A 25,548-nucleotide genomic window follows, 5' to 3' on the forward strand; every position below is an offset into this window, starting at 1 on the left:
AAGGTGGATGACTTGCAGGCGCCCTCGTGATACCGGCGCCATTCCGTTCAGTTCGTCGGTGGGTCTTACAGGCGCCACGCCGTGTTCCGCGGAATACGACGTGGCGCCGCGATTCAATTCTCTTCTTCGAGCCAGCAGGTGCCGTGCTGCGCCAGCATCGCACTCGATGCGGCCGGTCCCCATGTGCCCGAAGCATACGGCTTGGGCGGCTTGTTCGACGCCTTCCATTCGTTCAGGATCGGTTCGACCCAGCGCCATGCGGCTTCCTGCTCGTCGCGCCGCACGAACAGCGCGAGGCGGCCGTTGATCACGTCGAGCAGCAGACGCTGATACGCTTCCATTTGCCCTTCGCGGAAGAACTGGTCGAACGCGAGGTCGAGGTGGACGCTGGCGAGATTCATGCCTTCGCCGGGCTGCTTCGCGAGACAGTAGAGGCGAATGGTCTCGTTCGGCTGCAGGCGGATCACCAGGCGATTCGCGCCGGCGCGCAGCGCGGAGGCGCCCAGCGCCGAATGCGGCACGGCGCGAAAGTTCACCACGATCTCGGCGACGCGATCGGCCAGCCGCTTGCCGGTGCGCAGGAAAAACGGCACGCCGGCCCAGCGCCAGTTTTCGATCTCGACCTTCAGCGCGACGAAAGTCTCGGTCGTGCTGTCTGGCCTGACGCCAGGCTCCGTTGCATACGCCGGCACGGAAGTGCCGCGAATCACTCCCGAATGATACTGGCCGCGCACGGCCACCTTGCCGATATCGCGCGAATCGACAGGCTTGAGCGCACGCAGCACGCGCAGCTTTTCGTCACGCACCGAATCCGAATCCATGGAATGCGGCGGCTCCATCGCGACGATGGAAAGCAACTGCAGCAAATGGTTCTGCACCATGTCGCGCAGCGCGCCGGTATTGTCGTAGAAGTCGCCGCGCGCTTCCACGCCGAGTTCTTCGGCGATCGTGATCTGAATGCTTTCGACCCACTCGCGGCGCCACAGCGGCTCGAACAGCGCATTGCCGAAGCGCAGCGCCAGCAGGTTCTGCACCGGTTCTTTGCCGAGGTAGTGGTCGATGCGGTAGATCTGCTCTTCGGCGAAGATTTCGCCGACCGCATCATTAATTGCGTTGGACGACTTGAGGTCGTAGCCGAGCGGCTTTTCCAGCACGATGCGGGCGTTCGCATTCAATCCCACCGAGGCGAGCGCGTGGCAGATCGGCACGAACAGCGACGGGCCGGTGGCCAGATAGAACACGCGGATGCCGGGCAGGTCCTGAATGGCGTCGCGCAGAAGGGCGAAGTCGTCCGGGTTGCCGAGGTCGATCTTCACGAACTCGATGCGCTTCAGAAAGCTCGCCCATGCCGCTTCGTCCACACCGTTCTTCGACACATGCGGTTTGACGTGCTCGTTCACCCGCTGCAAATACTCGCTGCGATCCGCCGCGTGCCGGGCCACCGCGACGATCTTGCCGCTGTCGGCCAGCATGCCGCCTGCGCGATGTGCTTCAAACAGTGCCGGCAGGATCTTGCGCATCGACAGATCGCCGGTGCCGCCGAAGAGAACGAAGGTGAAGCTTGAATCGGTTTGCATGAGTCTCCGTCGATTGTCCTGGGGCCGCGGAAAGTGAGGGGCAGCGCGACCGTAGTCCGATAAAATTTTTTTTGACACTGAATTGTAGTTTAACTACAATCCAAATCAAGAGGTAGCGCTAATTCGATGAAAAAAGCGTGCGCTGTGAGTCTGGAGGCGCGTTTTCCCGAATCGGCAGGCGTCCCCTGCATGTTAACGGACATTGCGTGCCGGCACTTGCCAGCATGCCCGGTGGACCTTGCGGAAAGCCGGGCGGTTGAGCGGCCGGCAGGGTCTGCCCCAGGTTGACGTGCAAGGCACCTCGAGTCTGCCGCGCGCGACGCGGGCAGGCAAAAATCAAAAGAGGAGACAGTCAGTTGCATCCCGAACCACTCATCTCTTGAGCTTCCAGCGGCCGGACATCGGTCCGCCGGCACATGCCTCGCGCATGCGCCCGACCGTGCTCGATCGCCCAGTGTTTTGCCTGTTTGAACCAACCACAGCACCCTGGCGACATCAGGGGCCATTTGTTTTTTGTTCAGGTGTCTGGAGGAGATAAGCAATGAAATTTCGCGCGATCATGGGCGCTTTGTGCGCCGCAGGTCTGATGTGTGGCGTCTCGGCGGTGCAGGCTGCCGAGTCGATCGAAGTGTTGCACTGGTGGACCTCGGGCGGCGAATCGAAAGCCGTCGGCGTCCTCAAGGACGACATGACGAAGCAGGGTTACACGTGGAAGGACTTCGCGGTTGCGGGTGGCGCCGGCGCGGCTGCCATGACGGCACTCAAGACGCAGGTGATCTCGGGCAACGCGCCGAGCGCCGCGCAGATCAAGGGTCCGCTGATCCAGGACTGGGCGCAGCAAGGCGTGCTCGTGCCGATCGACTCCGTTGCTGGCGACTGGAAGAAGAACCTGCCGCCGGAAATCGACAAGATCATCCGTGCGGACGGTCACTACGTCGCCGCACCGTTCTCGGTGCACCGCGTGAACTGGCTGTACATCAACAAGGCGGCGCTGGACAAGGCGGGCGGCAAGGCGCCGACCACGTGGCCTGAATTCTTCGCGGTGGCCGACAAGATGAAGGCCGCGGGCATCCAGCCGATCGCGATGGGCGGCCAGCCGTGGCAGGACCTGACGCTGTGGGAAGACGTCGTGCTGTCGCAAGGCGCGGACTTCTACAAGAAGGCGCTGGTGGACCTCGACGAAAAGACGCTGACCTCGGACAAGATGGTCGGCGTGTTCGACACGGTCCGCAAGATTCAGGGTTACTTCGACGCGGGCCGCACGGGCCGCGACTGGAACCTGGCAACGGCAATGGTCATCAATGGCAAGGCCGGCATGCAGTTCATGGGCGACTGGGCGAAGGGCGAATTCGCCAACGCCGGCAAGAAGTCGGGCTCGGACTACATCTGTGCCGCGGTGCCGGGCACGGAGAAGTCGTACACGTTCAACGTCGACTCGTTCGTGTTCTTCCAGCAGAAGGGTGCGAAGGCGGCCACGCCGGGTCAGCTCGCGCTGGCCAGGACCATCATGTCGCCTGACTTCCAGGAACAGTTCAGCCTGAACAAGGGTTCCATCCCGGTTCGTCTGGGCGTGTCGATGGCCAAGTTCGACGACTGCGCGAAGAAGTCGTACGCGGATGAACAGGTGGCGATCAAGTCGGGCGGCTACGTGCCTTCGCTGGCACACGGCATGGCGCAACCGGATGCAGCAGCCGGCGCGATCTCCGACGTGGTCACGAAGTTCATGAACTCGCAGCAGGATTCGAAGAGCGCGGTTGCCGCGCTCGCGAAGGCAGCGAAGACCAAATAAGTCGCGTCAAGCGAAGCGGCGCGCCCGGCGGTTCAGCAACGGGCGCCGGGTGCGCCCTTCGTGTCGCCGGTTGCCGGGGTTGTCTTCCTTGCGTCGGCAGGCGGCTTCACCTGGTTTCATAGAGTCACACCTATGCCGTTGCGACCTCGCGTTTTTTCAGCGTGAAGGTCCCGGCGGTACAGTTTCAGCAGGAGTCGAGTAGTGACTGCTTCTATCAGCGGAAACGGGAAAACGGCCACCGCCGCCCGCCGCGCGTCGCCCCTGGCGGCCCTTGCCGATCGCTGGATTCCGAAGCTGGTGCTCGCACCCAGCGTCGTGATCAGCCTGATCTTCGTGTATGGCTTCATCGCAATCACCGGCTATCTGTCGCTGTCCAATTCGCGACTGATGCCTCGTTATGAATTTGTCGGTCTCGATCGTTATCGCGAACTGTTCGATAACGACGTGTTCTGGACGTCGGCTGCGAACCTCGGCTGGTTCGGCATCCCGTTCATTGGTATCTGTATCGGTCTCGGTCTCTTTCTCGCGATCCTGCTCGATCAGCAGATCCGCAACGAAGGCGCGCTGCGCGCCGTGTTCCTCTACCCGATGGCGCTCTCGTTCATCGTGACGGGTACGGCGTGGCAATGGATCATGACGCCGAGCATCGGCCTCGAGAAGGTGTTCCACGACTGGGGCTGGACGAGTTTTTCGTTCAGCTGGCTGGGCGACCCGGACAAGGCGATTTTCTGCGTCGTGATCGCGGCCGTGTGGCAATCCACCGGCTTCGTGATGGCGCTGTTTCTCGCGGGCCTGCGCGGCGTGGACGGGGAAATCTTCAAGGCCGCGCAGATGGACGGCGCGGGCTTGCCCACCATCTACCGCAAGATCGTGATTCCGAGCATGCGCCCGGTGTTCTTCTCGGTGCTGCTGATTCTCTGCCACATCACGATCAAGACCTTCGACCTGGTGGTCGCGTTGACCGCGGGCGGTCCGGGCACGTCGTCGTCGCTGCCGGCTATTTTCATGTACACGTTTTCGTTCAATCGCGGGCAGCTGGGCGTCGGCGCGGCATCGTCGATGATGATGCTCGCCACCGTCGTAGCCGTGCTCGTGCCGCTGATGTATCTGGAATCGAGGAGCACCCGCAATGCAGCCTAAGATGACGATCAGCCGTGCCGTCATTTATGCGGCCCTGTTCCTGTTCGCCCTGTATTTCCTGTTTCCGCTGTACGTGATGCTGTCCACGTCGTTCAAGGACATCGACCAGCTGCGCACCGGCAACCTGCTCACGCCGCCCACGCACTGGACCGTGGATCCGTGGATCAAGGCATGGAGCGGCGCCTGTACGGGCGTGCGTTGCGACGGCATGCAGCCGTTCTTCATGAACTCGGTGCGGATGGTGATTCCCGCCGTGCTGATCTCGTCGATCATCGGCGCGTTCAACGGTTATGTGCTCACGCACTGGCGTTTCCGTGGCGCCGATCCGATCTTCACGATGATCCTGGTGGGCTGCTTCATTCCGTTCCAGGCGATCCTGCTGCCGATGGCGCGTTTCGAAGGCTTTCTCGGCCTGTCGAACACCACGACCGGCCTGGTAGTGGTGCACGTGGTCTACGGTATCGCCTTCACCACGATGTTCTTCCGCAACTTCTACGTGAGCATTCCGGCTGAACTCGTGAAGGCGGCGCGTATCGACGGTGCGGGGTTTTTCACGATCTTCACGAAGATTCTGCTGCCGGTTTCGTTGCCGATTTTCATGGTGTGCCTGATCTGGCAATTCACGCAGATCTGGAATGACTTCCTGTTCGGTATCGTGTTCTCCGGTGTCGATTCGATGCCGATCACGGTGGCGCTGAACAACCTCGTGAATACCTCGACCGGCGTGAAGGAATACAACGTGGACATGGCCGGCGCGATCATCGCCGCATTGCCCACGCTGCTGGTCTACATCATCGCCGGACGCTATTTCGTGCGCGGCCTGACGGCAGGCGCGGTGAAGGGCTGAACGCCGGGCTGAGTCCAGGCTAACACCAGGTTAAACCATCCGGGCGCGGCGGCTTCTGTTCGATTCGAAGCCGTCGTCACCCGACAAAGTTTTCAAGCAGTACCAGAGACAAGAGGATTCACAGCATGGCAAGCCTTTCCATCCGTGACGTGTACAAGACTTACCCGAACGGGGTGCCGGTTCTGAAGGGTGTCAACATCGACATCGAAGACGGCCAGTTCCTGATTCTCGTCGGCGGTTCGGGCTGCGGGAAGTCGACGCTGCTCAACATGATTGCCGGCCTCGAAACCGTGACCAAGGGCGAGATCCAGATCGACGGCAAGACGGTGAACAACCTGTCGCCGAAAGATCGCGATATCGCGATGGTGTTCCAGTCGTACGCGCTGTATCCGTCCATGACGGTGCGCGAGAACATCTCGTTCGGCCTGAACATCCGCAAGGTGCCGAAGCAGGAGCAGGCGCAGATCGTCGAGCGCGTGTCGAACACGCTGCAGATCACGCACCTGCTGGATCGCAAGCCGGGCCAACTGTCCGGCGGCCAGCGTCAGCGCGTGGCAATGGGCCGTGCGTTGGCGCGCGATCCGGTCATGTTCCTGTTCGACGAACCGCTGTCGAACCTCGACGCGAAGCTGCGTATCGAGATGCGTTCGGAAATCAAGCTGCTGCATCAACGCCTCGGCACGACGATCGTCTACGTGACGCACGATCAGATCGAAGCCATGACGCTCGGCGACCGCATCGCGGTGATGAAAGACGGCATCGTGCAGCAGTTCGGCGCGCCGCAGGACATCTACGACTCGCCGTCGAACCTGTTCGTGGCGGGCTTTATCGGCGCGCCGCCGATGAACTTCATCCAGGGCAAGCTGGTCGACCAGGGCGCGGGCGTGGCGCTCGAACTCGATACGGGTGTCGCGCGCACGGCGCTGAACCTGCCGTTCGACTCCGCGAAGGTGAAGTCGCACGTGGGCCGTGACGTGATTCTCGGCCTGCGTCCGGAACGCATCACCGACGCGCGCGGCGCGCATGGCGACAACGCGAAGCTGCAACCGATCGAAGTGAAGGTCGACGTGATCGAGCCGACCGGCCCGGACACGCTGGTGTTCGCGCAGATCAACGGCAAGCGCATCGTGAGCCGCGTGCACCCGGCTTCGAATCCGCAGCCGCTGACGAACACGACGCTGCTGTTCGATACCTCGAAGGCGGTGCTGTTCGATCCGACCAACGAAGAGCGGATCGCCTGATCGCAACGTTCGGATTGTGTTCAAAAAGCCCCATGCATTGCAAAATGCATGGGGCTTTTGCCTGGTGCGGCGTCGCCTCACTGCTCCGCAATATGCAGATCCGGATTGTTGCGCGCCAGCTCGGTCACCCATTCGATGAACGCGCGCAGCCGCGAACTCAGATTGCGGCGATGCGCGTAGAGCACCGATAGCGGCGTGCCGGGGCTCGTGTAGGTGGTGAGGATTTCCTTCAGCGCGCCCTGGTTGATCAGGTCGGAGACCATGAAGCGCGACGGCTGGATGATGCCGTGACCGAGCACGGCCGCGCCGATGTACACGGAGCCGTCGTTTACCGCCAGCACGCTTTTCAGCGTGACCTTGGCGAGTTCGCCGTCCACTTCGTATTCGAATGGAAACGTTCTGCCCGTGCGCGCGGACACGTAATTGACCGCGCGATGTTCGCTCAACGCTTCGAGCGTGGTCGGCTCGCCGTATTTCTCCAGATACGCCGGCGACGCGCATGTGACGATGCGCGCCTGACCGATCCGCCGCGCCACGAGACTCGACTCTTCCGGCGTGCCCATGCGGATCACGCAATCCACGCCGTCCTGAATCAGGTCGATGTTGCGATCGGCGAGGCCGAGCCGCACGTCGATCTCGGGGTATTGCCGGTAGAAGTCGTCGAGCGCGGGCAGCAGCAGCGCGCGGGCCAGCGTGCCGGACGTATCCACGCGGATCGTGCCGGCCGGATTTTCGCGCTTGTTCGACAGCGACGACTCGGCCTCGGCGACTTCGGCGAGGATGCGCACGCAGCGCTCGTAGAACAGCGCGCCGTCTTCGGTGACGCTGACCTGGCGCGTCGAACGGTTCAGCAGACGCACGCCGACGTGTTCCTCCAGCGCCTGGATGGTGCGGCTGACTTTGGCGCGCGGCAGGTCGAGCGACTCGGATACTTTGGTGAAGCTGTTCGCCTCGACCACACGCGTAAATATCTCCATCGCTTCGAAACGGTCCATGTTTTGCCTTGTGGGTGATTGGCGGAAGTGGGTGTCGAAGTGAAGTGTATAGGTTGGAAAAATTGTTGTCCCAAAGGGTAAGAATGGGCGGCTTGCCAGCGCTCGTGTTGCGGTTTGCCCGTGGCCGCCGCAGCAGCCGCCGCGGTCCCAGCCGCGGCCGTGCGGCTGCGCTCAATCCCGGTCCGGCGCGCCGAGCGGGAAAAACGCGCGATAGGGGCGCGCTTCGTCCACCGCGCGTGCGAACGACGGCCGCGCCAACAGCCGCTTGCGGTAAGCCAGCACATGCGGAAAGGCCGCGCCGATGGCGTGCGTCCAGTCGGCATAGAAAAGGAACGGCGCGGCGCCGCAGTCGGCGAGGCTGAAGGTGTCGCCGGCGGCCCATTCGCGTTCTGCCATCACCTTGTCCAGCCAGCCATACGCGGTGTCGAGCATGGCGCGCGCGTCGGCTACGGCGTGCGGGTCCCGTTGCGGCTCGGGGCGCATGCTGTCGTAGACGATCTTTTGCTGCGGAGTCGAGATGTAGTTGTCGAAGAAGCGGTCCATGCCGCGCACTTCGAGCGCGGCGCGGGCGTCGGCCGGCAGCAGCGGTACCGGCCCGGGGTGATAGAGGCCCAGATATTCGATGATGATGCTCGACTCCAACACGGTCCGGCCGCTGTCCACCAGCAGCGGAAACCGCTTGATCGGCCAGAGCGCGGCGAATTCGGCCATGACTTGCGGGTCGTCGTGCGCCAGCAGGCGTAGCTCGAATGGTGTGCCGTTCTCGTAGAGCGCGGTCAGGACCTTCTGGCAGTAAGAGGAGAACGGATGGGCATAGAGCGTCAGGGGCATCGTGGTCACCTTGGTCGATTGTGGCGGTTGGGTGCGCGACGGCGGCGCGGGGCCGTCAACCTCACGACGAATGGCGGCGGCGCGAATCGACACAGCGACGACGATCGGAAGAGTGTCACCGCGCAGCAGAGCAAGCTGAGCGACGACGCCACGCAATTGACGAAGCAGTATCAGAGCCAGTTCACCGCGCTGAACACGCTGATGGCGACCATGAACAACAACTCGGCGTACCTGACGGCGCTGTTCGGCGGCTCGAAGAGCGCGGGCGCGCTGGCGACCAACAAGTAAGTTTGAAATACGGCGTAGTGTCCGTTCGCGGGCAATGCGCCGTACAGTGAGGCGAGCCGTGCCGCTCGTCACCGCCCGTTAGTGCGGCAACCTGACATCGAACCGGAACGTCACCAGCCTTGCCAGCAGGATAAAGGCGGTGGCGATCAGCACGCTATAGACCGTGTCGAAGTCGAAGTAATCCAGCAGCACATACAGCCAGCAACCGACGAAAGCGCAGGTCGCATAAGGCCGCGAGTCGCGCAGAATCAGCGGCACTTCGTTACATAGCACGTCACGGATCACGCCGCCGAAAACTCCCGTCAGCACGCCCATCATCACCGAGGTGAACCACGGCATTTGCGCGTCGTGCGCGATCGACGTGCCGGCGATGCTGAAAAGCCCAAGGCCAATCGCATCCGCCACCAGCAAAACCCGTTCGGAAAGCAGGCGCGAGGTCATTTTCAGCAGCGTCGGCGCGAACAGCGACATCACGAAGATCGCGATCAGATAATCCTGATGCTCGACCCAATAAAAAGGCCGACGCTCCAGCAGCACGTCGCGCAACGTGCCGCCGCCGAAGGCCGTGGCGATCGCCACGAGAAACGTGCCGACCGCGTCGAGCCGGCGGCTTCTGGCCTCGATGAAACCGGAAATGGCGTACGCGAAAATCGCCAGCGCTTCCATGATGGTCAGCGCGAGCGTCAGCCTCGGATGGATCACCGCGGCTCCGTCAGGATCTGGCGTGCGCCGGCACGGCGCCAGGCTGCAGCAGAACCACCACCGCGCCGGCGCCGCCGTCATGCGGTCGAGCCTGGCAGAACGCAATGACCTCGGACTTCTGCACGAGCCACGCGCGCACCTTGCCTTTCAGCACCGGCTCCTTGCCGATCGATCCGAGACCCTTGCCGTGAATCACGCGCAAACACCGCAAGCCGCGTTTCACCGACTCGCGGATGAACTCCGCCAGCGCCTCGCGCGCTTCCTCGCGGCGCATGCCGTGCAAGTCGATCTGCGCCTGCACGATCCAGTCGCCGCGCCGCAGTTTGCGCACGACTTCCTGACTCACGCCGGGGCGGCAGTAGGACAGCGTCTCGTCGGTTTCGAGCAGGACTTCGGGATCGAACTCGTCCGAGATCGCTTCGTGCAGCACGGCTTCTTCATCGAGCCGGGTTTGCACCGGCAACGGCGGCGGGGGATTGCGCGGCAGCGTGGCGCGCGGCGGTACGGCTAGCGGCGCGACCGGGCCGATCTCGCGGCGAAACAGATCGGCGTCCGCCGAGGCTTCGCGCTGCGCGGCCGCAGCGGCGGCCCGTTCGCGCTCGCGCCGTTGCGCGTCGACTTTTAGCGCGTCGCGCAACGCACCGAGGCCCGCGAGACCGGCCGCCGGTTCGAGCTTCGGTTTGACGGCGGGTGCAGCCGGTTCGGGCGCGGGCCGCGCGACGGCTCGCGCGCGCTTCGGTTCGCTCGGATGGGGCTGATTCTTCGGCATATCGGCAATACACGCAGAAAAGGAGTTCGGTCGCGCGGCGTTTGTTTGCGACCGGAAAGCAAAAAGGCCGCCGGCTGTTCAGCCGCGGCCTTGTTCGAGCAGGCGGCCGGGCCATGCCCAGCCGCCATTTTACCGTTGCGCTAATCTTCCCGGCCGGTTCGCGGACCGGCGCGGCCGATCAACGCCCGGCTTCCTGGCTCATGGCGTGTTCGCCGGCCATCTCGTCGATGGTTTCCAGATAGCGCTGCGCGTCGAGCGCGGCCATACAGCCCGTGCCCGCGCTGGTGATTGCCTGGCGGTACACGTGGTCCTGCACGTCGCCTGCGGCGAATACGCCCGGCACGCTGGTGGCGGTTGCAAAGCCGTTCAGGCCGCCCTTGGTGATGATGTAGCCGTTCTTCATCTCCAGCTGGCCCGCGAAAATGTCCGTGTTCGGCTTGTGGCCGATCGCGACGAACAGGCCCTGCAGCGCGAGGTCCGTGGTTTCGCCGGTCTGCGTGTGCTTGATGCGCAGGCCGGTCACGCCGGACTGGTCGCCGGTCACTTCGTCGAGCGTGTGGTTCCACTTGATCTCGACAATGCCTTCTTTCTCTTTGGCCAGCAGACGGTCGATCAGGATCGGCTCGGCGCGGAACTTGTCGCGGCGATGGATCACGGTCACCTTCTTCGCGATCCCGGCCAGATAGAGGGCTTCCTCGACCGCAGTATTGCCGCCGCCGATCACGGCCACATGTTGCTGCTTGTAGAAGAAACCGTCGCAGGTGGCGCAAGCCGACACGCCCTTGCCCATGAACGCTTCTTCCGACGGCAGGCCGAGGTATTGCGCCGATGCGCCGGTCGCGATGATCAGCGAGTCGCAGGTGTATTCGCCCGAGTCGCCGATCAGGCGGATCGGCTTCTCGTCCAGCTTTGCCGTGTGAATGTGGTCGAAAATGATTTCGGTGTTGAAGCGCTCGGCGTGCTCCAGAAAGCGCGCCATCAGTTCCGGGCCTTGCACGCCGTTGGCGTCGGCAGGCCAGTTTTCGACGTCGGTCGTGGTCATGAGCTGGCCGCCCTGGGCGAGGCCCGTGACGAGCACCGGCGCGAGGTTTGCGCGCGCCGCGTAGACCGCTGCCGTGTAGCCGGCGGGACCGGAACCGAGAATCAGAACCTTGGCGTGTTTCGTGGAAGTTGCGGGCATGATCGAATCCTTTTACGGCGCCCGGCTCGCCCATGCGAGGCCGCGCGACTTGAGCTGGAACTATAGTTGGGTATCAGTGCGGCATTATAAAGGGCGGGGCGCCGGCCTGCTCCATGAAGCTTTCCGATCGCGCCGATAGCGTCGGCGGCGCGCCCCGCAACGCCTTTCTGTGGCCAAACGGCCAAGTTACCGTCATTTACAGCCTCACGCGGGACACTGCGTTTACAATAGGCCGGATCGAAGTTCCCGGAAGCCGGGATCGGGCCTGAAGCCCCGCTGGGTGAGGCTCGGCCACGGCCCAGGCGACAATCCAGGCCGGGAATCGGGCACACACGCAACAGGATCAATGGCAAAAGCTCCCTATTCCGCGAGCGCGCAGGCATTGCCGCACCGCATGTCGCGCCTCTTCACCGAAATCCGCTGGATCCTGCAGGTGGCGCTCGGCGTATTCCTGCTCATGGCGCTCGTCAGCTACAGCAGGCGCGATCCGAGCTGGACCCACGCCGCGCAGGTCGACCATATCGCCAACTGGGCGGGCCGCGTCGGCGCGTGGACGTCCGACATCCTGCTGCTGCTGTTCGGCCTGTCCGCCTACTGGTGGATCGTGCTGCTCGGCCGTCATATCTCCGCGAACTACAGGCGCATCACCCGTCAAGAGGAATTGCCGGAAGACGCACCGCGCGACGTGAGCTGGCTGGCCGATGCGTTCGCCTTCATGCTAGTGCTGCTGGCGTGCGACGGCATCGAGGCCCTGCGCATGTGGTCGCTGAAAGTACAGTTGCCGCGCGCGCCGGGCGGCGTGATCGGCGAGGCGGTCGCGCGCGGCGTGTCGCATGCGTTGGGGTTCACGGGCGGCACATTGGCGCTGCTGATCGTGCTCGGCATCGGCCTGTCGCTGTATTTCCGCTTTTCGTGGCTGTCGGTGTCGGAGAAGGTTGGCGAATCCATTATTTCCGCCGTGACCTTCGCGAAGCTGCGCCGCGAGGCCGGCCGCGACCGCAAGCTCGGCGAAGCGGCCGCCGTGAAGCGCGAAGGCAAGGTCGAGAAGGGCCGCGTGCGGATCGAGGAGCACGAGCCGGTCATGATCGTGCCGCCGGTCATCACGCCGGCCAAGTCCGAACGCGTCGAGAAGGAACGCCAGGTGCCGCTCTTCACGGACCTGCCGGGCGACTCCACCTTGCCGCCCATTTCGCTGCTCGATGCCGCGCCCGTCGCGCAGGAAACCATCTCCGCGGATACTTTGGAATTCACCTCGCGCCTGATCGAGAAAAAGCTCAAGGACTTCGGTGTCGATGTGAGCGTGGTCGCGGCGTATCCCGGCCCGGTGGTCACGCGCTATGAAATCGAGCCGGCCACGGGTGTGAAGGGCAGCCAGATCGTCGGTCTCGCCAAAGACCTCGCGCGGTCGCTCTCGCTCGTGTCGATCCGTGTGGTCGAAACGATTCCGGGCAAGAATTTCATGGCGCTGGAGTTGCCGAACCAGCGCCGTCAGACCGTGAGCCTCTCCGAGATTCTCGGCTCGGCCGTGTATGCGGACGCTGCGTCGCCGCTGACAATGGGTTTGGGTAAAGACATCGGCGGCAAACCGGTGTGCGCCGACCTCGCGAAGATGCCGCACTTGCTGGTGGCGGGTACGACCGGTTCGGGCAAGTCGGTGGGCATCAACGCGATGATCCTGTCGCTGCTCTACAAGGCGAGCGCCGATCAGGTCCGCATGATCCTGATCGATCCGAAGATGCTGGAAATGAGCGTGTACGAAGGCATTCCGCATCTGCTGTGTCCAGTGGTGACGGACATGCGCCAGGCCGGCCACGCGCTGAACTGGGCGGTGGCGGAAATGGAGCGCCGCTACAAGCTGATGAGCAAGCTCGGCGTGCGTAACCTCGCCGGCTACAACAACAAGATCGACGAAGCCGCCAAGCGCGAAGAAAAGCTGCCGAATCCGTTCAGCCTCAGGCCGGACGATCCGGAGCCGCTCACGCGCCTGCCGAACATCGTGGTGGTGATCGACGAACTGGCCGACCTGATGATGGTGGTCGGCAAGAAGGTCGAAGAACTGATCGCGCGGATCGCGCAGAAGGCGCGCGCGGCCGGCATCCATCTGATTCTGGCAACGCAGCGTCCGTCGGTGGACGTGATTACCGGCCTCATCAAGGCCAACGTGCCGACGCGAATGGCGTTCCAGGTGTCCTCGAAGATCGACTCGCGCACGATTCTCGACCAGCAGGGCGCGGAATCGCTGCTCGGCATGGGCGACATGCTGTATCTGCCACCGGGTAGCGGTTTGCCGGTGCGCGTGCACGGCGCGTTCGTGTCGGACGAGGAAGTGCATCGCGTGGTCGACAAGCTCAAGGAACAGGGCGAGCCGAACTACATCGAAGGCATTCTCGAAGGCGGCGTGACGGGCGAGGGCGACGAAGGCTCGGCAGGCGCGGGGGGAACCGGATCGGGCGACGGCGAGTCGGACCCGTTATACGACCAGGCGGTCGACGTGGTGCTGAAGAACCGCCGCGCGTCAATCTCGCTGGTGCAGCGGCATTTGCGCATCGGCTATAACCGCGCGGCGCGCCTGCTCGAGCAGATGGAGAACTCGGGCGTGGTGTCGGCCATGTCGTCGAACGGCAATCGCGAGATTCTGGCGCCGGCGCGGGAAGCGGAGTGAGCCGACGGCTCGTTCGGCGAGCCATGCTTTGCGGCGTCAAAGCGCCGGCCGCTATCCTAAGGCTGGTTTAAGGCCGGTTGGCTAAGCTCCCCAGACACGCTTGAGCGCGGCGGATGGGACGCAGGCTCGCTGGTTCGCCGCAGCCCCTCGCCAATGGGCACCAGGCATCGCCCAATGCGCAAGCAGGCGGTCACGACCGCTCAACGAATTCAATCAAGGGAGAAAACTACATGCAGCTATTCGCGCAGCAGCACGCTCGGGAGAATGCTCAATCCGGCCGTTTCGGTCAGCTCGCGCGGACCCTCGTGCGTAGCGTGGGCAGTGTGGCGATCGGCGCGTCGGTGCTGTTCGCATCGCAGGCGTTCGCGAGCGGCACCGAGCAACTGAAGGCGTTCGTCGCGCAGGTGCATTCGGCGCGCGGCACCTTCGTGCAGCAGGAAGTGCGGGCGCCGAGCAAGGCACAGGGCGCAAGCGGTACCTTGTCCACCACGGGCGCCGGCAAGACCGGCACGTCGAGCGGCACCTTCACGTTCGCGCGTCCCGGCAAGTTCATCTGGCAATACGAGAAGCCCTATGCCCAACTGCTGCAGGCAGACGGCGACAAGCTCTTCGTGTACGACAAGGATCTGAATCAGGTGACGGTGCGCAGCCTCGGCGGCGCGCTCGGCGCGAGCCCGGCGGCGATCCTGTTCGGCAGCAACGATCTCGACAAGAATTTCACGCTGCGCGACGCCGGCGTGAAGGCCGGCATCGACTGGCTCGAACTGACGCCGAAGGCGAAAGACACGCAGTTCCAGCGCGTGGGCATCGGCTTCAAGGATGGCAATCTGGAAGCGATGGAATTGCACGACGTGTTCGGCAACGTCACGCTGCTGACCTTCTCGAACATTCAGAAGAACCCGCCGCTGCCGGCCGACGCGTTCAAGTTCACGGTGCCGAAGGGCGCGGACGTGATCAACGGCTAAGCCGCCTGCGGGCGACAGGTGATGGGCAGAAAGCCGCGCTTCGTGCGCGGCTTTTTTCATCGCAGGCCGCTGGGCCTGGCCGCTACTCATCCATCTGCAAAACCTGCACCGGATGCGCGGCCTTCATATCGTCGATAAACGCTTCGACGATATCCGTACGATGCTGCCGCGCCCGCGTGACCATATGAAACGCGACGCGGTAGCGCATCTGCGCCGGATTCAGCGCGACGAGCAGTCCCTGCTTGACGAACGGCGCCGCGAAATGGCCCGGCAAGTAGCCGAGATGATGTCCGGAGAGCACCAGCATCGCGACCGCTTCCATGTTGTCCGCGACGGCGGTGACATTTTGCGGCCTGGTCGAACTCCCGGCTTCGGGCAGCGGATAACTGCGCCACGCCCATTCATGCTGCGCGGCTTCGGCGGCCGTCACCTCGCCGCCTTGCGCGAACAGCGGATGGCCTTTCGCGCAATAAGCGAACTGGTCTTCCGCGAACATCTCGGTGTATTCGAGCGACGGCACGCGGTGCCAGAAATAGCCGATGCCGATCTGAATCCGCCCATTGAGCAGCAGTTCTTCCAGCTCGCCGGGAGAGCGCACCAGAACCGAAAACCGCACCGACTGATCGCGTGCCCGGAACCGGCCGATCGCGTCGCTGATACGCGCGCTCGCCGACACCGGCGTGTGGCCGATCATGCCGATATCGAGCGTGCCGACCAGCTTGCGGCCCACGTTGCGCGCCTGCATGCCGAAGGTGTCGACGGCCGACAGCAGCGCGCGGGCGGCGTCGATGAACTGTTCGCCGCGCGCGGTCAGACTGAAGCCGCCGCGGCCACGCTCGCACAGCCGGTAGCCGAGCCGCGTTTCCAGCGTGGCGAGTTGCGTGCTAATGGTGGACTGGCCGACGTTGAGGGTCGCCTGGGCTGGCGAGACGCCGCCCGCGTCGACAATGGCGAGAAACACGCGGATCAGCCGCAGGTCGAGATCGGTGAGTTGGGAGAACATGGGTCAGGATACATCGCCGGGAATCAATGTGAAGTTTGTGCCGTAGGTATTTTAAGTTCTGGGAAACTGCTCAAGAATCGAGATTCGCCCGGCAAGGTGCGGTTCAGACGCTTCTCCTCGGCCGGTCTGCATGATTTTCCGTGCTGCCTTTTTTCATTGCCGAGACACGATGAATACCTCTTCCTTCATTCACCCTGACGCTGGCGAACGGCCGCAGCCGCTGTCCGGCAACGCCATGCCCCGCTGCGGCGGCATCGCAACGATGATGCGGCTGCCGAACGTCGGCTCCGCCGAAGGGTTCGACGCCTGCTTCGTCGGTGTGCCGTTCGATCTCGGCACTTCGAACCGCACGGGCGCGCGCTTCGGGCCGCGCCAGATCCGCAGCGAGTCCGTGCTGCTGCGTCCGTACAACATGGCGACGCGCGCGGCACCGTTCGATTCGCTGCGCGTGGCCGATCTCGGCGACGTCGCGATCAACCCGTACAACCTGCACGATTCGATCGCGCGCATCGAAACCGCGTACGACGAAATTCTCCAGCACGATTGCAAGCCGATCACGCTGGGCGGCGATCACACCATCGCGCTGCCGATCCTGCGCGCGATGCATCGCAAGCACGGCAAGGTCGGCCTGATTCACGTGGACGCGCACGCCGACGTCAACGACACGATGATGGGCGAGAAGATCGCGCACGGCACGCCGTTCCGCCGCGCGGTGGAGGAGGGTTTGCTCGATTGCGGGCGCGTCGTGCAGATCGGTTTGCGCGGCACGGGTTACGCGGCGGAGGACTTCGACTGGTGCCGCGATCAGGGTTTCGAAGTCGTGCAGGCCGAGGCCTGCTGGAACCAGTCGCTCGCGCCGCTGATGGCGCGTGTGCGCGAGCGCATGGGCGACGGCCCCGTGTACATCACGTTCGACATCGACGGGATCGATCCGGCTTTTGCGCCGGGAACGGGCACCCCGGAAATCGCGGGTTTGACGGTGCCGCAGGCGCTGGAAATCATTCGCGGCTCGCGTGGGCTGAATATCGTCGGCTGCGATCTGGTCGAAGTCGCGCCACCATACGATCCGTTCGGCACGACCGCGCTGCTCGGCGCGAATCTCGCGTTCGAATTGCTGTGTGTGTTGCCGGGCGTCGAGTATCGGGCGTCCACCCGCTGAAGTGACCGCGCAAACGGAAAGGCCTGCAATTGCAGGCCTTTCCGTTTAACCGTGGAGTTAGTTCAATCAGGCATACGCCGTCTTGCGTGCCGACACGAACGCCAGATAGCACACCGCGCCGATCACCAGCGCGGGCAGCGTCGCGCCGAGATTCGGCAGCCATTGATTGATCGCCTGATAGGCGACGATGCCGATGGCCCACGCGAGAAACGCGCTCAGATGCCAGCCGCCCGAGAAGCCGTAACGGCCGCGTACGTCGGCGAGAACCGCGGCTTCGATACGGCGCTTGCGCACGATGAAGTGATCCACCAGCACCACGCCGAACAGCGGCGCGAACACCGAGCCGATCAGCAGCAGGAAGTTCTGATACTTCGCCATCGGCACGAGCAGCGCGATCAGCGTGCACAGCGCGCCGAATGCCGCCGACAGGATGGGCACGCTGCCGCGCGTCCAGAACGTGCCCGTCGATACCGCGGCGGAGTGAATGTCGGCGAACGCGTTGTCGACTTCGTCGATCAGGATCAGCAGCAGGGCGAGACCGCCGCCGGCTTGCGCCAGCGCGCTCGTCAGCAGCGCGTCGCCGCCGCCTGCCGCGAGGCCGTAGACCGCGCCGAGCGCGTAAAACCAGATGTTGGCGATGCCGTAGCCGAGCAGCGTGCCGCGGAACGTCTCACCGGCACGCCGGCCGAAGCGGGTGTAATCGGCGATCAGCGGCAGCCACGACAGCGGCATGGCGACCACCAGATCGATGGCGCCGCCGAACGACATCTCGCCCGTGCCCGGACGCTGCATCAGCGCAGCGAGATCGTGTTTTGCGAGCAGGTTCCATGTCAGCCACGCCGCGCCCGCGAGCAACAGCCAGATGCCCCACGTGCGCAGAAAGCGCCGCACGAACGAGAGCGGCCCGCTGATCGCCAGCAGCGTCGCGAGCAGGCCGAAGATCACCGTCCAGATGAGCGGCATGGAGAGGCCGAAGGCCTGTTTGGCGAGGGCGTCGGCGGAATCGCGCATCACGATTACCTCGAACGAGCCCCAGCCGACCAGTTGCACCGCGTTCAGCACGGCGGGCACCGATGCGCCGCGCACGCCGAGCGTCGGCCGCAACGACGACATCGCCGCAAGCCCCGTATCCGTGCCGATCACGCCCGCGAGAGCGAGCAGCACCACGCCGATCACGCTGCCGATAACGATGGCCAGCAACGCATGCGGCAGCGACAGTCCCGGCACCAGCAGCGCACCCGCCTGCGCGACCAGCAGGCCGATGCCGAGCGAGAACCAGAGCGCGAACGCGTCGCCGGTGCGGAACGCGCGTCGCGCGTCGGGCACCGGCGTGAGCGGTGCGTAAGTGGAACCGGCGTCGCCGGCGAGTGGATCTTGTGCCATCTGGTCTTGTCCCTGTTGGTGTTGCCTGCGATGTTGCATCTGCTGTCATGTCCGCGGCTGGGGCTTCGATTACGTGCCCCGTTGCGTCGTACTTTGCCGGATTTTTGCACGGGTCGCGCCGCCCGACTCGTCCCGGCGCAGTGCGCCGCCTTCGTCCGGGCGCCGTCACTGTCATAATGCAGGACGTTGCCCGCACTTTTGCGTGCTGGCGTGGCTCACCGGCAGTACGCCGCCTTCACACGGACCGCGTCCGGAAAAGCCGAGATTATCCCCAAAACGTCATGTTTGAAGAAACCCGTGCCAATGTTCCGCTCGCCGAACGCCTGCGGCCCCGCAATATCGACGAAGTGATCGGCCAGAAGCATCTGCTTGGCCCGAACAAGCCGTTGCGGGTCGCGTTCGAATCCGGCGAAGCCCATTCGATGATCCTCTGGGGCCCGCCCGGTGTCGGTAAAACCACGCTCGCCAGGCTCATGGCCGATGCGTTTCACGCCGAATTCATCGCACTGTCCGCGGTGCTCTCGGGCGTGAAGGATATCCGCGAGGCCGTCGAGACCGCGCAGATTCATCGCGCGAACGGGCATCAGACGCTCGTGTTCGTCGACGAAGTGCATCGTTTCAACAAGAGCCAGCAAGACGCGTTCTTGCCGCACGTGGAGTCGGGGCTGTTCGTGTTCGTCGGCGCGACGACCGAGAATCCGTCGTTCGAAGTGAATAGCGCATTGCTCTCGCGTGCCGCCGTCTACGTGCTGAAAAGCCTGACCGACGAAGAGCAGCGCGAGCTGCTCGAGCGCGCGCAAAAGGAACTCGGCGGCCTCACGTTCACCGACGAAGCGCGTGACGCGCTGATCGGTTCCGCCGACGGCGACGGCCGCAAGCTGCTGAACAACCTGGAAATCGTCGCGCGGGCGGCGTCACAGCAAAAGACCACCGAGATCGACGGCGCCTTACTCGGCAGCGCGCTCGCCGAAAACCTGCGGCGCTTCGACAAAGGCGGCGACGCATTCTACGACCAGATCAGCGCGCTGCATAAATCGGTGCGCGGCAGCAGCCCGGACGGCGCGCTGTACTGGTTCTGCCGCATGCTCGACGGCGGCGCGGACCCGCGCTATCTGGCGCGCCGCATCGTGCGCATGGCGTGGGAAGATATCGGCCTCGCCGATCCGCGCGCCGCGCGCATCGCGCTCGACGCCGCCGAAACGTACGAGCGCCTCGGCACGCCTGAGGGCGAACTGGCGCTCGCGCAGGCCATCATCTATCTGGCGGTCGCGCCGAAGTCCAATGCCGGGTACAACGCGTATAACGAGGCGCGCCGCTTCGTCAGCAAAGACCAGTCGCGCGGCGTGCCGGTGCATCTGCGCAACGCGCCCACCAGGCTGATGAAGGAGCTCGGCTACGGTCACGAATACCGCTACGCGCACGACGAACCCGACGCGTACGCGGCCGGCGAGACCTATCTGCCCGAGAACATGCGCGATCCGCATTGGTACGAACCGACGCCGCGTGGCCTGGAGGGGAAGATCGGCGACAAGATGGCGCGTCTGGCCGAACTGGACGCGCAGTGGCGCAGCGAAAACAAGCCGAAGAAGGGGTGAGCCGGTCCGGTGCGTTGCCGGGGGTCTTTTTTTCGTCGTTCGGTTTGTGGCGCGTTGCGCGGCTCGTTTTGCGCCTTGTTTTTTTGCCCTGTTTCTCGCCTGGTTTCGCGGCCCGGTCTTTACCTCATCGTGCAGTCTGTTTGCGCTTCGCAATGCGCCTCATTGAGCGCGTCGGTTCGCACCTTGTCTCGCGCAGCGGCGCCCGCCCGGTCGGCTTTGCGCACACGCTGACCATCTAACGCACCGGCCGCCCGCGCCGGTGCGCTAAAATCCCATCTTCATACAACGAACATCCGCCCCATTCCATGCTCGACATTCAGTTGCTGCGCAAAGACCTCGACGGCGTCGCCAAACGCCTCGCCGACCGCGGCTATACCCTCGACGTGGCGGCCTTCACCGCGCTCGAAGCGGAACGCCGCGATACCCAGACCCGTACCGAAGAGATGCAGGCGCGCCGCAACAGTCTGTCGAAACAGATCGGCGCGCTGAAAGGCAAGGGCGAGGACACCTCGGCGGTGATGGCTGAAGTGAGTGGTATCGGCGACGAGATGAAGGCGTCGGCGGCCAGGCTCGACGAGATCCAGAAGCGTTTGTCGGACCTGCTGCTCGGCGTGCCGAACCTGCCGCACGAAAGCGTGCCGTTGGGCAAGGACGAAACCGAAAACGTGGAAGTGCGCCGCTGGGGCACGCCGCGCCAGTTCGAATTCGAGGTGAAGGATCATGTGGATGTCGGCGCGCCGCTCGGGCTCGACTTCGAGACCGGCGCGAAGCTCTCGGGCGCGCGCTTCACCATGCTGCGCGGCCAGATTGCGCGGTTGCATCGCGCGCTGGCGCAGTTCATGATCGACACGCACACGCAGCACCACGGCTATACGGAGATCTACACGCCGTACATCGTGAATCCGGAGATTCTGTACGGCACCGGCCAACTGCCGAAGTTCGCCGACGATATGTTCCGCGTCGAGAAGGGCGGTGACGAAAATACGGTCACGCAATATCTGATTTCCACGTCGGAAATTTCACTGACGAACACGGTGCGCGACAGCATTCTCGAAGCGGACGCGCTGCCGATCAAGCTGACCGCGCATTCGCCGTGCTTTCGCTCGGAAGCGGGCTCGTATGGCCGCGACACGCGTGGCCTCATCCGGCAGCATCAGTTCGACAAGGTCGAGATGGTGCAGATCGTCGCGCCGGAGACTTCGTACGACGCGCTGGAACAGATGGTCGGCCACGCGGAGACGATTCTGCAGAAGCTGGAACTGCCGTACCGCGTGATTACGCTGTGCACGGGCGACATGGGCTTTTCCGCAGCCAAGACGTACGACCTGGAAGTGTGGGTGCCGGCGCAGAATACGTATCGCGAAATTTCGAGCTGTTCGAATACCGAGTCGTTCCAGGCTCGCCGCATGCAGGCGCGTTATCGCAATGCGCAGGGCAAGCCGGAGCTGGTGCATACGCTGAATGGGTCGGGTCTGGCCGTCGGTCGCACGCTCGTGGCGGTACTGGAAAATTTCCAGAACGCCGATGGTTCGGTCACTGTGCCGGTGGCGTTGCGTCCGTACCTTGGCGGTTTGGAACGGCTGGAATTACCGGCTGCCTGATTTGAGCACGGCGGGTTGCCGTGAACGGTTGCCAGGTGGTCGCCGAGCCTCTTTGAAAAATTTTTGACGAGGGGCTTGGAAATCGAATTCAGCTGTTCTATAATCTTTCTCTCCCAAGCAACGACCCGCTTGGATCTGACCTGGTAGCGGCCCTGCAGTACGGTTGTTGCGAGTTGGAAGACACGGAAAGGTGGCAGAGTGGTCGAATGCGCTGGACTCGAAATCCAGTGTACCTTTAGGGGTACCGTGAGTTCGAATCTCACCCTTTCCGCCAAATTTAGAAAGCCCCGCAGAATGAAAATTCTGCGGGGCTTTTGCTTTCCGACTCACCAGCCGACTCTCAAACAGACGGCAGCGCTATCAAAAATGCGGACAGGCTCGCGCACAATGGCTGTCGGGCGCGGCGGACAACCCCGCACGTTTCCTTAGTTAGCGTAGCCACGCATTTCCCTCAGCCCTTTCGTTAGCCTGGTCACCGCTTCATCTCCCGCAGCCGGTCAGAGGTGCGCCTCATCACGTCGAGACGCAATGCGTATGCACTACCCATTGCCCACTGCAACATTCGAATATGCCCCTGGTTCATCCAGCAAACAGGGCTTCCCGAATTCAAAGCCTCGGACTCCCAACTTCCTTTCCACTGCAACGAGGATCCTCCGTGACCAACGTGAATATTCCGCCGCCGACCGTAACCTACGACCAGACCGGACATCGCAACGACTTCATACCGCAGTCGCCTTCGCCCGTTCCTCCGGGCCGGTACCTGCACTTCGACGACCAAGGGAACTTGCGGAGCATGGAAAACTTTGACGGCAACGGCAGACACTCGCGGGAGACCATCGGGCGGGACGGGAGTCGATACTTCGTGACCGATACCGAACTCGGCACGGAGTTCGAACTGTTCGGCCCCAGCGACCCGGTGACGGGAAAGCGATCGCACGACGGCTTTTCGATCGACAGACCTGACCCGCAAAGATCCGCCGTCCCTCCGCCGAATCCGCAAGCCGGGTCGCCCACCACCTTCACTTACTACGAAAATGGAAAGATGAAGGACATCTTCGTGCCTCAACCGCCTCCGTCCGTTCCCCCGGGCAAGTACGTGCAATTCGACGATCGGGACGACCTCGCGGGCATCGATATATTCGACGGCAACGGCACACACGTGTTTCAGGAAAGCTTCGCGCCGGACGGGAGCACCTACGCCGCGATCACCGACGACAAGGGCACGTGGTTCCATCTGTCCTGGCCCAACGTCGATCCGGGTTCGCCGGACGCAAAAGGGATCGACGTGGACCTCAATTCTGGCCGCGGCACCCTGGATTTCACGCTGCCCCGACCCGGCACAAACGCAAGCAGCAAGACTTGAACCGAAGTGCCCGCCAGGTGAATACGGCGGACAGCGGCGGTGCGGTCAAGCGGCGCCGCCCAACTGTCCGCATCCACATGCTGGGTGATGAGGACTGCCGCGAAATGGCATCACCTGCCTTCGCACCATCAGGCCGCCGGGACCTGTCGCATCAAATGGCTCGATCCACTCCTTTGCATCCAATTCACTCCCGGCTGCGTAAATCCCCTCAAGGACGCGCAACCCTCGCCGCACAGCCCACTAACCGACCGCGCGCCGCCGATCAGGAGACGCGCCCATGCCCCATTCCGCACCGACCCCACCACTGCCGCGCGGCTCGCGGGTCGCGGTCATCGGTGCCGGTATCTCGGGCTTGGCCAGCGCCTATCTGCTCGCGCGCAACCATCGCGTCACGCTGTTCGAATCGGCCGGCTATCTGGGCGGCCACACCAACACCGTGGACGTCACGCTCGACGGCCATCGCCATCCCGTCGACACCGGCTTCCTGGTGTTCAACGACCGCACCTACCCGAACCTGATCGCGCTGTTCGCCGAACTGGGCGTCCGGTCGCATCCGAGCGACATGACCTTCTCGGTTTCGCTCGACGCGGGCCGCCTCGAATGGGCCGGCACCAGCCTGAACACGGTGTTCGCGCAGCGTCGAAATCTGTTTTCGCCGACCTTCATCGGCATGTTGCGCGACATCGTGCGCTTTAACGGCAGCGCGCAACGCAACCTCGAACTGGCGATTCAAACGCGCGCGTCGATGGGCGAGTTGCTGACCGAGAGCGGTTACGGCGGCGCGTTCCAGCGGCAATATTTGCTGCCGATGGCCGCCGCGATCTGGTCGAGCGCCACCGCGGACATCCTCGCGTTCCCGGCCACGACGTTCCTGCGCTTCTGTCTGAACCACGCGTTGCTGCAGGTGAACCACCGGCCGCAGTGGAGGACAGTGGCAGGCGGCGGCCGGGAATACGTGAGGCAGATAGCCGGCACGCTCGACGATGTCCGCATCGGCACGGCGGTCCGTGGCGTGCGGCGCGGCGCCGACGGCGTCGACGTGTACACCGACGGCGGCACCGAGCGCTTCGATGCGCTGGTGCTCGCCACGCACGCGCCGACCACGCTGCGCCTGCTGGAAGACGTCGATCAGGACGAGCGCGGTGTACTCGCCGCCGTGCGCTATCAACCGAACGTCGCGGTGCTGCATACGGATGTCAATCTGCTGCCGCGGCGGCAGCGCGTGTGGTCGGCGTGGAATTACCTGGGCAGCCGCGGTGTGGACGGCACGCATCCGGTGTGCGTCAGCTATCTGGTCAATCAGTTGCAGCCGCTGCCGTTCAGCACGCCGCTCGTCGTCACGCTCAACCCGGTGGCCCAGCCGGCGCCGGGCACCGAATTGCGCCGCTTCGTCTACGACCATCCGCTGTTCGATCTGGCCGCTATCGATGCGCAGCACCGTCTGCCTTCGCTGCAAGGCAAGCGCCGCACGTGGTTCGCGGGCGCGTGGACGGGCTACGGTTTCCACGAGGACGGACTGAAGTCGGCGTTGCGCGTGGCCGCGGATTTCGGCGCCTTGCCGGCATGGGCGACGCCATGAAGCCGCCGGGCAGGAACAGCGACACCACTAAGCGTGGCGACAGCGCCGCCCCCGCTCCGGCCGCCTGGCTTCTGACCGGCAAGGTGATGCACGAGCGTCTGCGGCCGAAGCATCATCGCTTCACCTACCCGGTGTTTTACGTGCGCTGCGACCTGGACCGGCTGAGCTCGCTCGATAGCGGCTGGTTCGGCATCGACCGATGGCGGCCGCTCAGTCTGCATCAGCGCGACCACGGTCCGCGCGATGGCAGCGACCTCGCCACCTGGATGCGCGCGCAACTATCGCAAGCCGGCATCGAGGAAGCGAACGGCCGGATCTGGTTGCAAGCTTTCCCGCGCGTATTCGGCTACGCGTTCAATCCGGTCAGCTTCTGGTTCTGTCACGATCGCGACGGCCGGTTGCGTGCGCTGCTGGCCGAAGTGCGCAATACCTTCGGCGAACGCCACGGCTATCTGCTGAGCGCGGACGGCAACGCACCGATCACGGCGGAAACACGGCTCATGTGCCGGAAAGTGCTGCACGTGTCGCCGTTTTGTCGTGTGGAGGGCGGCTATACCTTCCGCATCAAGGAATCGCCCAACAGCGCGTCGGTTTCGATCGACTATCACGACGCGGACGGCCTGCTGCTGCGCACCGCACTAGGCGGCCGCCTGACGCCGCTGACCCGCGCGACCGCGCTCGCCGCGCTGCTGCGCCAGCCGCTGCTGACGGTCGGCGTCGTGGCGAGAATTCACTGGCAGGCCTTGCGGCTTGCTCTCAGGAACGCGCCGTTCTACGGGAAGAATCCCGCGCCGGGCCGCAGCGCCGACGCGTCCACCGACCACGCCGCAGGCGGCCAACCCACCGCCGCTGCGCGCTCCGTTTCGCCCGATTGAGGAG

Annotated in this window: 20 protein-coding genes, 1 tRNA gene and 1 pseudogene; 14 read left to right on the plus strand and 8 right to left on the minus strand. The window is 64.0% G+C overall.

The window, feature by feature from the left end; genetic code table 11:
- Nucleotides 1–113: 113 nt before the first annotated feature.
- Nucleotides 114–1,577, minus strand: coding sequence for a glucose-6-phosphate dehydrogenase (gene zwf, locus BXE_RS04855; protein WP_011487281.1), 1,464 nt, complete (start codon nt 1,575–1,577; stop codon nt 114–116).
- A 541-nt stretch (nt 1,578–2,118) separates the two neighbouring features.
- Between zwf and BXE_RS04860 the strand changes: the two genes are divergently transcribed.
- From BXE_RS04860 to BXE_RS04875, 4 genes are all read left to right on the plus strand, one after another.
- Nucleotides 2,119–3,366 (plus strand): ABC transporter substrate-binding protein, encoded by a 1,248-nt coding sequence (locus tag BXE_RS04860; RefSeq protein WP_011487282.1) that lies wholly within the window; start codon nt 2,119–2,121, stop codon nt 3,364–3,366.
- Nucleotides 3,367–3,567: 201 nt separating this feature from the next.
- Complete coding sequence (locus BXE_RS04865; RefSeq protein WP_011487283.1) at nt 3,568–4,506, plus strand: carbohydrate ABC transporter permease; 939 nt, start codon at nt 3,568–3,570, stop codon at nt 4,504–4,506.
- Nucleotides 4,496–5,353: a carbohydrate ABC transporter permease gene (locus tag BXE_RS04870; protein WP_011487284.1), complete on the plus strand. Its 858-nt coding sequence runs from the start codon at nt 4,496–4,498 to the stop codon at nt 5,351–5,353. The genes BXE_RS04865 and BXE_RS04870 overlap by 11 nt, the downstream gene beginning before the upstream one ends.
- Before the next feature lie 125 nt (nt 5,354–5,478).
- Nucleotides 5,479–6,594: an ABC transporter ATP-binding protein gene (locus tag BXE_RS04875; protein ID WP_011487285.1), complete on the plus strand. Its 1,116-nt coding sequence runs from the start codon at nt 5,479–5,481 to the stop codon at nt 6,592–6,594.
- Between the two features lie 77 nt (nt 6,595–6,671).
- On the opposite strand, the gene BXE_RS04880 is transcribed toward BXE_RS04875, so the two are convergent.
- Both BXE_RS04880 and BXE_RS04885 read right to left on the minus strand, forming a co-directional pair.
- Nucleotides 6,672–7,589: a LysR family transcriptional regulator gene (locus BXE_RS04880; protein WP_011487286.1), complete on the minus strand. Its 918-nt coding sequence runs from the start codon at nt 7,587–7,589 to the stop codon at nt 6,672–6,674.
- 171 nt (nt 7,590–7,760) lie between these two features.
- Nucleotides 7,761–8,420 carry a glutathione S-transferase family protein gene (locus BXE_RS04885; RefSeq protein WP_011487287.1) on the minus strand — a complete coding sequence of 220 codons (660 nt, stop codon included), beginning with the start codon at nt 8,418–8,420 and terminating at the stop codon, nt 7,761–7,763.
- Nucleotides 8,421–8,522: 102 nt separating this feature from the next.
- On the opposite strand from BXE_RS04885, the pseudogene BXE_RS04890 reads away from it, so the two are divergent.
- Nucleotides 8,523–8,708: pseudogene (locus BXE_RS04890) on the plus strand (flagellar hook protein FliD); the annotation flags it as partial.
- Nucleotides 8,709–8,786: 78 nt separating this feature from the next.
- Here BXE_RS04890 and BXE_RS04895 read toward each other — a convergent pair.
- The 3 genes from BXE_RS04895 to trxB form a co-directional block, all read right to left on the minus strand.
- On the minus strand, nt 8,787–9,407 hold the full coding sequence (locus BXE_RS04895; protein ID WP_035516978.1) for a trimeric intracellular cation channel family protein: 621 nt from the start codon (nt 9,405–9,407) through the stop codon (nt 8,787–8,789).
- A gap of 13 nt (nt 9,408–9,420) precedes the next feature.
- On the minus strand, nt 9,421–10,179 hold the full coding sequence (locus BXE_RS04900) for a Smr/MutS family protein (protein ID WP_011487288.1): 759 nt from the start codon (nt 10,177–10,179) through the stop codon (nt 9,421–9,423).
- A gap of 178 nt (nt 10,180–10,357) precedes the next feature.
- Complete coding sequence (trxB, locus tag BXE_RS04905) at nt 10,358–11,359, minus strand: thioredoxin-disulfide reductase (RefSeq protein WP_011487289.1); 1,002 nt, start codon at nt 11,357–11,359, stop codon at nt 10,358–10,360.
- A 346-nt stretch (nt 11,360–11,705) separates the two neighbouring features.
- Between trxB and BXE_RS04910 the strand changes: the two genes are divergently transcribed.
- Together BXE_RS04910 and lolA are read left to right on the plus strand one after the other, a co-directional pair.
- On the plus strand, nt 11,706–14,021 hold the full coding sequence (locus tag BXE_RS04910; RefSeq protein WP_011487290.1) for a DNA translocase FtsK: 2,316 nt from the start codon (nt 11,706–11,708) through the stop codon (nt 14,019–14,021).
- Between the two features lie 230 nt (nt 14,022–14,251).
- The gene (gene lolA, locus BXE_RS04915; RefSeq protein ID WP_011487291.1) at nt 14,252–14,986 is read left to right on the plus strand and encodes an outer membrane lipoprotein chaperone LolA; all 735 of its coding nucleotides are present in this window, start codon (nt 14,252–14,254) and stop codon (nt 14,984–14,986) included.
- Nucleotides 14,987–15,068: 82 nt separating this feature from the next.
- Here the strand turns inward: lolA and BXE_RS04920 are convergent, their stop codons facing one another.
- The gene (locus BXE_RS04920) at nt 15,069–15,989 is read right to left on the minus strand and encodes a LysR family transcriptional regulator (protein WP_011487292.1); all 921 of its coding nucleotides are present in this window, start codon (nt 15,987–15,989) and stop codon (nt 15,069–15,071) included.
- Nucleotides 15,990–16,158: 169 nt separating this feature from the next.
- Here BXE_RS04920 and speB point away from each other — a divergent pair, with 169 nt between their 5' ends.
- Nucleotides 16,159–17,148, plus strand: a complete 990-nt coding sequence (speB, locus tag BXE_RS04925; RefSeq protein WP_038456728.1) for an agmatinase — start codon at nt 16,159–16,161, stop codon at nt 17,146–17,148.
- Nucleotides 17,149–17,214: 66 nt separating this feature from the next.
- On the opposite strand, the gene cytX is transcribed toward speB, so the two are convergent.
- On the minus strand, nt 17,215–18,531 hold the full coding sequence (gene cytX / locus BXE_RS04930) for a putative hydroxymethylpyrimidine transporter CytX (protein WP_011487294.1): 1,317 nt from the start codon (nt 18,529–18,531) through the stop codon (nt 17,215–17,217).
- Between the two features lie 281 nt (nt 18,532–18,812).
- Here cytX and BXE_RS04935 point away from each other — a divergent pair, with 281 nt between their 5' ends.
- From BXE_RS04935 to BXE_RS04960, 6 genes are all read left to right on the plus strand, one after another.
- Entirely contained in the window at nt 18,813–20,126 is a 1,314-nt protein-coding gene (locus BXE_RS04935) for a replication-associated recombination protein A (protein WP_007175872.1), read from the plus strand.
- Between the two features lie 305 nt (nt 20,127–20,431).
- On the plus strand, nt 20,432–21,727 hold the full coding sequence (gene serS / locus BXE_RS04940) for a serine--tRNA ligase (protein ID WP_011487296.1): 1,296 nt from the start codon (nt 20,432–20,434) through the stop codon (nt 21,725–21,727).
- A gap of 184 nt (nt 21,728–21,911) precedes the next feature.
- Nucleotides 21,912–22,001: transfer RNA gene (locus BXE_RS04945), tRNA-Ser, on the plus strand.
- 381 nt (nt 22,002–22,382) lie between these two features.
- On the plus strand, nt 22,383–23,090 hold the full coding sequence (locus tag BXE_RS04950) for a hypothetical protein (RefSeq protein ID WP_038456725.1): 708 nt from the start codon (nt 22,383–22,385) through the stop codon (nt 23,088–23,090).
- 277 nt (nt 23,091–23,367) lie between these two features.
- A complete protein-coding gene (locus BXE_RS04955; RefSeq protein ID WP_011487298.1) occupies nt 23,368–24,669 on the plus strand; it encodes an NAD(P)/FAD-dependent oxidoreductase in 1,302 nt (433 codons plus the stop codon).
- A gap of 86 nt (nt 24,670–24,755) precedes the next feature.
- Nucleotides 24,756–25,544: a DUF1365 domain-containing protein gene (locus tag BXE_RS04960; RefSeq protein WP_049782221.1), complete on the plus strand. Its 789-nt coding sequence runs from the start codon at nt 24,756–24,758 to the stop codon at nt 25,542–25,544.
- The last annotated feature ends 4 nt before the right edge of the window (nt 25,545–25,548 follow it).

The organism is Paraburkholderia xenovorans LB400 (genome assembly GCF_000013645.1).
GTDB lineage: Bacteria > Pseudomonadota > Gammaproteobacteria > Burkholderiales > Burkholderiaceae > Paraburkholderia > Paraburkholderia xenovorans.

Excerpts from the sequence above, each read along its gene's own strand:
- zwf (WP_011487281.1), bottom strand. The coding sequence starts at position 1,577 with ATGCAAACCGATTCAAGCTTCACCTTCGTTCTCTTCGGCGGCACCGGC.
- BXE_RS04860 (WP_011487282.1), top strand. The coding sequence starts at position 2,119 with ATGAAATTTCGCGCGATCATGGGCGCTTTGTGCGCCGCAGGTCTGATG.
- BXE_RS04870 (WP_011487284.1), top strand. The coding sequence starts at position 4,496 with ATGCAGCCTAAGATGACGATCAGCCGTGCCGTCATTTATGCGGCCCTG.
- BXE_RS04875 (WP_011487285.1), top strand. The coding sequence starts at position 5,479 with ATGGCAAGCCTTTCCATCCGTGACGTGTACAAGACTTACCCGAACGGG.
- BXE_RS04880 (WP_011487286.1), bottom strand. The coding sequence starts at position 7,589 with ATGGACCGTTTCGAAGCGATGGAGATATTTACGCGTGTGGTCGAGGCG.
- BXE_RS04885 (WP_011487287.1), bottom strand. The coding sequence starts at position 8,420 with ATGCCCCTGACGCTCTATGCCCATCCGTTCTCCTCTTACTGCCAGAAG.
- BXE_RS04900 (WP_011487288.1), bottom strand. The coding sequence starts at position 10,179 with ATGCCGAAGAATCAGCCCCATCCGAGCGAACCGAAGCGCGCGCGAGCC.
- trxB (WP_011487289.1), bottom strand. The coding sequence starts at position 11,359 with ATGCCCGCAACTTCCACGAAACACGCCAAGGTTCTGATTCTCGGTTCC.
- BXE_RS04910 (WP_011487290.1), top strand. The coding sequence starts at position 11,706 with ATGGCAAAAGCTCCCTATTCCGCGAGCGCGCAGGCATTGCCGCACCGC.
- lolA (WP_011487291.1), top strand. The coding sequence starts at position 14,252 with ATGCAGCTATTCGCGCAGCAGCACGCTCGGGAGAATGCTCAATCCGGC.
- BXE_RS04920 (WP_011487292.1), bottom strand. The coding sequence starts at position 15,989 with ATGTTCTCCCAACTCACCGATCTCGACCTGCGGCTGATCCGCGTGTTT.
- speB (WP_038456728.1), top strand. The coding sequence starts at position 16,159 with ATGAATACCTCTTCCTTCATTCACCCTGACGCTGGCGAACGGCCGCAG.
- cytX (WP_011487294.1), bottom strand. The coding sequence starts at position 18,531 with ATGGCACAAGATCCACTCGCCGGCGACGCCGGTTCCACTTACGCACCG.
- BXE_RS04935 (WP_007175872.1), top strand. The coding sequence starts at position 18,813 with ATGTTTGAAGAAACCCGTGCCAATGTTCCGCTCGCCGAACGCCTGCGG.
- serS (WP_011487296.1), top strand. The coding sequence starts at position 20,432 with ATGCTCGACATTCAGTTGCTGCGCAAAGACCTCGACGGCGTCGCCAAA.
- BXE_RS04955 (WP_011487298.1), top strand. The coding sequence starts at position 23,368 with ATGCCCCATTCCGCACCGACCCCACCACTGCCGCGCGGCTCGCGGGTC.
- BXE_RS04960 (WP_049782221.1), top strand. The coding sequence starts at position 24,756 with ATGCACGAGCGTCTGCGGCCGAAGCATCATCGCTTCACCTACCCGGTG.